A 4612-nucleotide genomic window follows, 5' to 3' on the forward strand; every position below is an offset into this window, starting at 1 on the left:
CCCTCCAGGACGTGCTCCGGAACCTGGGCGCGGCCGAGCCCGGCCGCTGACCGGCATCCCGCGATCCGCCCGGCCGGGCCACGAGCCCGGCGGTACGGCCGGCCGGCTCACGTCGCCGGTACGTCCGGTGCGGTGCGGTGGGTCAGCACGTCGGTGACCGCGCGCCGGGCCGTCAGCCTCGTCGGATAGCCGTAACCGATGCGCAGCAAGGTGTGCGGCTGGCCCAGCCCGGTGAAGAGCCGGTCCATCGACTGCCGGGTCCGCGGCGTCTCGAACGGCTGCGACAGGAACGACGCCGCGAGGTCCTCCGCGGTCGCGGTGAGCAGCACCCGCTGCATCGCCATCCCGGCGCGGACTTCGGCGTGCGGACCGCGGTCGCGGGTGAGCAGCACGGCGAGAAGGGGCTGCTGCTCGTACTCGCGGGCCGGCAAGGCCGCGTTTTCGTGCGATGCGCGCAGCGTGACCACGCCGTGGTGGTCCGGGGGCGGCCCGGCGGCCGTCATCGGCACCCCGTCCGGGCTCCCGGGCGGGCGGTGGGTCCAGAGCGCGGCTTCCGCCTGGAACGCCGGATCGTCCGCCTGCAGCGCCTCGGCCTGCCGCACCAGTGACGCGACCGGCGAGTACCGGCCCGACGCGTCGAGGTACTCGACCTGGCCGCCCTCCGCGAGAGCCGCGGACTTCAACGCGGTGCGGATCACGGGCGACACCTCCTTGTCCAGGAACGGGCGCCGGTTGGTGTGCCGCCGGAAGACCGCTTCGGCGAGCCTCTGCTCCGCCTGGGCGGCCTTCTGGTTGCCGTCGAGGCGGAGCACGGCCACCAGGTCCCGCTCGTCCGGGTCGGGCAACACCCGCACCACCACCGCGAGGCCGTTGGACCGCAGGCTGACGAGGAGGTTGAACGCGGCCGCCCCACAGGCCAGCCGGGCCTCGCGCCGGTGCGGGTCGGCGACCGGCAGGACGCGCTCCCGGTCCAGCCAGACCTCGATCACGTTCCCGGTCACGACGAACCGCCACGGCTGGGTGTTGTGCGGGGACGGCGCGCGGACGGCCGCGGTGAGGGCCTGGTCGAACACGGTCGGAAGGGGTCGGCTCATCGGTGGCTCCGGGCTGTGGAGGGTGACGATCCCCTTCAGCATCACCGCGTGGCCCCGGCCGCGACGACGGTCGCGCGTCACGAGCCGGGGTGACCAAAGACCCTGGGTCAGAGCAGCACGCGCTCGCCGTCGGCGGGCACGACCGCGCACCAGCCCGCCTCGGCGTGCAACGCCTTCGCCGACGCGAGGGCCGTCTCCGGCTCGCCCTCGACGACGAACACGGTCTCGGGCGGCGCCCCGGCGGTCGCCCAGGCCCTGACCGACGCTTCGTCGGCGTACTCACCGAAGTCCGCGAACCGGGTGATCTCCGCGTGCACCGGCACGTACCGGCCGCGGATCTTCACCTGCCGCAGCCCGTCGGCCAGCTGTGCCGTGCGTGTTCCGGCGGCACCCGGGCCGGCCACGACGACGGCGTTGCGCGCGTCCGGCAGGAGCCGGGCGAGCTGGTCCAGCACCCGTCCGGGTCCGGCCGTCTCGGGCCCGGCCAGGACGATCGACGGGCCGTCGGCCCACCAGTCCGTGTCCTCCGGCCGCCGGTGGACCGCGACGTCTTCGGGAAGCCGGGGCACCCCGGCGGGCAGTCCCACGGGGTTGTCCACGTGCACGGGCAGCACCGGGATCTCCCGCGCGTCCATCAGGTCGCGCAGCAGCGTCAGCACCTCGGCGGCCCGGCCGGCGGCCGACGCGGGAATCAGCACACTGCCCCCGCGGTGGACCGCGCGGTGCACCACGGCGGCCAGACGGCCGGCTTCGTGGCCGGTGGCGCCGCCGGGCACCGGGGCGGCCGGCAGGACGAGCACCGCCGCGGCGGGCCGCGGCTCCGGCGGGTGGGTCGCGCTGCCGAGCGGCGGGGTGACCAGCACCGACCGGTCGCCGGCCCGCAGGTGCGCCCACGCCGCGCCCGGCTGCCCTCCCGCGCGGCCGAACACCAGGCCGACGTCCCGGAACGCCGTTTCGGTGACCGGCTGCAGGAGGGCGACCGCCCGGTCGGCGTCCGCGGGCCGGAACGGCGGTGCGGCCGGGAACCCGGGCCAGCCGGCGGTTTCCTCCTCGGCGAACTGCGCGGCCGCCTCCGCCAGCGCCATCGGCAGCAGCGCCGCCGTCTCAGGTGTCGCGAAGACCGGCCCGGTGAACCCCTCGGCCACCAGTTGCGGCAGGAACCCGCCGTGCGCCGCGTCGGCACCGGTGAGCACGACCGCGTCCAGCGCGCGCAGGGCGTCCGGGGCGGGCGACCAGTTGCGCCGGGTGAGGTCCGCCGGCCCCGCGAACGCGCCGCAGCCCACGAGGACCCGCGCGCCGGGCGTCTCGACGAGGTAGCGCGCCCCGGTCGGCGTCCCGGCGCCGCCGAGGAAGGTCAGCGTCGGCCGGGCCCGGCGGCACACCGTGGGCGCCGACGTGGTGGCGGGAGCGGAGCTGGTCATCGTGGTCTCCTGGGGTCTGATGTGGACTCAGGCCGCGACGTCGCGGCGCCGGAACCCGAGCACGCCGGCCGTCACCCAGAGCAGCGGCGTCACGTGCACTGCCGAGCCCGGGAGCCGGGGCAGGTGTTCGGCGAGCGCCGTCGTGTCGTCGACGTTGGCCACGGCCTTGGCGTGCAGGTCCGCCAGTTCGGCGCGGACGCCCGCGTGGTCGAGGGCGGCCCGGTAACCGTCGCGGGAGATCACGAAGCCACCGGGCACGGTGAAGCCGGCGGAGATCAGCTCGCCGAGGTTCGCGCCCTTGCCGCCGACGGTCTCGCCGTCGGAGAGCCGGATCTCGGCCAGGTCGCGTACGTAGGTCATCGGAGCCCTCCTGTGGGTCCGTCGGGGAACAGTTCGCCGAGCGGCAGTCGCGGCGAGGGAGCGGTCGGGACCGCGGGGTAGCCGAACCGGAAGATCGCCTGCGGCACTCCCGGCAGGCTCAGTTCCGACACCAGGCGAGCCCGGAAGCCGGTCAGGTGCAGGGGCTGGGTGATGACCGAGCCGACGAGTGCCTTCGCCGTCGCGGTCAGCCAGACGCGCTCCAGGGCCGCGCCGGCGGCCAGGTGCTCGGCCTCGGTGTCGCCGTCGGTGCAGACGACCAGCAGGTTCTCGTCGGCCAGCCGTTCGGCGAGGACGACGTCGTCCGGTACCGGGGTGCCGGTCCGGATCAGCCCGGCCACCGGCAGGGCTTCTTCGTTCATCGCGTCTTCGGGGACACCGTCGCCGGTCACCCTCGTGTGGGCCGTCCACATCGCCAGCTCTCGCTGGTAGCCGCGGTCTTCGCGGAGCACGCGGGTGGCGAAGCCGAGCAGCTCGGCGAGCTTGTCCAGGTGCGCCGGAGCCACGACGTGCACGCCGGTCGTCTCCCCCGCCGCGACCAGCGCGGCGCGGACGCCGGCCGGCACGCGGCTGTGGAAGAAGGCGTGCCGGTGACTGCGGCGGCGGCCGATGGCGTGGTACAGCGAGAAGTCCCGCGCGGAGACGGCACGCGGACGGCCGATCGCCACCGTGGCCACGGCGTCATCGCGGTCCGGGAACTCGATGTGACAGTCCCGGCCGAGCACGCGCACGGCGAGTTCGAGGTTGGTGAGCGCGGCGCCGCAGGACAGCAGCCGGTCCCGGCCGAACGGATCGTGCCGGCGCAGCACGACGTCCCGGCGCTCGAGCAGATCCACCTCGGTCCCGCGGACGAGCAGCTGCCACGGCTGGCTGTTGTGCACCGAAGGCGCGCGGCTCACGGCGCGGGCGAGCGCGCCGATCTGCTCGGACGTCAGTGCTGCCGGTGCTGTGGCGGTCATCGCGGTCACTCCCGGGCGCGGAGTCGGGCGCTCCGCTCCCGTCATCGTCGCCGCGGCCGCCGGGCCCGCGCCGGAGCACAAAGTCCCCTGCTCCGGCGGAATTCGGCCCCTACCGGTGCCCGGGAGCCGGTCGCACGATCGGGGTAACACCCGAGAGAAAGAAGGAAGCCATGGTTTCGCCACAAGGTCGTGTGCTCGTCGTCGGCACGGACGGGTCGCCCCGCGGCGACGCGGCCCTGAGGTGGGCCTTGGAGGTGGGCGCGCACGCCGGCGATGTCGTCCGCGCGATCCTCGTCCGCCCCCGCGACGCGCTGCTGCCGGGAGCGTCGTTCACGATCCAGCCACACGGCCGGGTCCCGTCGCGCGACTTCTCCCTGGAGGACCACGTCGCCGGCCTGAGGATCCCTTCGGAGGCCACGGTGGAGACCCGCACGGTCCACGGCGACCCGGCCACGGAGCTGGTGACGGCGTCCGCGGACGCGGACCTGGTGGTGCTGGGCACGCACCGCGGCGGCGCGGTGTCGGACCTGGTGCTGGGCAGCGTCGGGCGGGAGTGCGTCCGGTTTTCCCGCTGCCCGGTGGTGGTCATCACCCCGGAGGCGGCCCGCCACCTCGTCCCGGCCTGATACCCGCTACGGCAAAGCCGTGAATGTCGCATTGAGGGACTTAGGGGGCAGTTCAGAATGAGTCGGCGTGTCGTCTTGCCTGACAGGCAGAGCTTTCCAGAATGTTGGTATGCGTGAGGAGGTCCTGACCGATC

Annotated in this window: 5 protein-coding genes; 1 reads left to right on the forward strand and 4 read right to left on the reverse strand. The window is 74.8% G+C overall.

Features of this window, described 5'->3' with window-relative positions:
- Window positions 1–107: 107 nt before the first annotated feature.
- The 4 genes from ACGFMK_RS48800 to ACGFMK_RS48815 all read right to left on the reverse strand — a co-directional run bounded on the left by ACGFMK_RS48800 (window position 108) and on the right by ACGFMK_RS48815 (window position 3852).
- Window positions 108–1094 carry an Acg family FMN-binding oxidoreductase gene (locus ACGFMK_RS48800; RefSeq protein ID WP_392778869.1) on the reverse strand — a complete coding sequence of 329 codons (987 nt, stop codon included), beginning with the start codon at window positions 1092–1094 and terminating at the stop codon, window positions 108–110.
- Window positions 1095–1201: 107 nt separating this feature from the next.
- Window positions 1202–2515 (reverse strand): MBL fold metallo-hydrolase, encoded by a 1314-nt coding sequence (locus tag ACGFMK_RS48805; RefSeq protein WP_392778871.1) that lies wholly within the window; start codon window positions 2513–2515, stop codon window positions 1202–1204.
- Between the two features lie 27 nt (window positions 2516–2542).
- Window positions 2543–2875, reverse strand: a complete 333-nt coding sequence (locus tag ACGFMK_RS48810) for a PEP/pyruvate-binding domain-containing protein (RefSeq protein WP_392778873.1) — start codon at window positions 2873–2875, stop codon at window positions 2543–2545.
- Window positions 2872–3852, reverse strand: coding sequence for an Acg family FMN-binding oxidoreductase (locus tag ACGFMK_RS48815; RefSeq protein WP_392778876.1), 981 nt, complete (start codon window positions 3850–3852; stop codon window positions 2872–2874). The genes ACGFMK_RS48810 and ACGFMK_RS48815 overlap by 4 nt, the downstream gene beginning before the upstream one ends.
- Before the next feature lie 170 nt (window positions 3853–4022).
- Here ACGFMK_RS48815 and ACGFMK_RS48820 point away from each other — a divergent pair, with 170 nt between their 5' ends.
- Window positions 4023–4478 carry a universal stress protein gene (locus ACGFMK_RS48820; protein ID WP_392778879.1) on the forward strand — a complete coding sequence of 152 codons (456 nt, stop codon included), beginning with the start codon at window positions 4023–4025 and terminating at the stop codon, window positions 4476–4478.
- Window positions 4479–4612: the final 134 nt, after the last annotated feature.

This window comes from Amycolatopsis sp. NPDC049252, from assembly GCF_043197175.1.
GTDB lineage: Bacteria > Actinomycetota > Actinomycetes > Mycobacteriales > Pseudonocardiaceae > Amycolatopsis.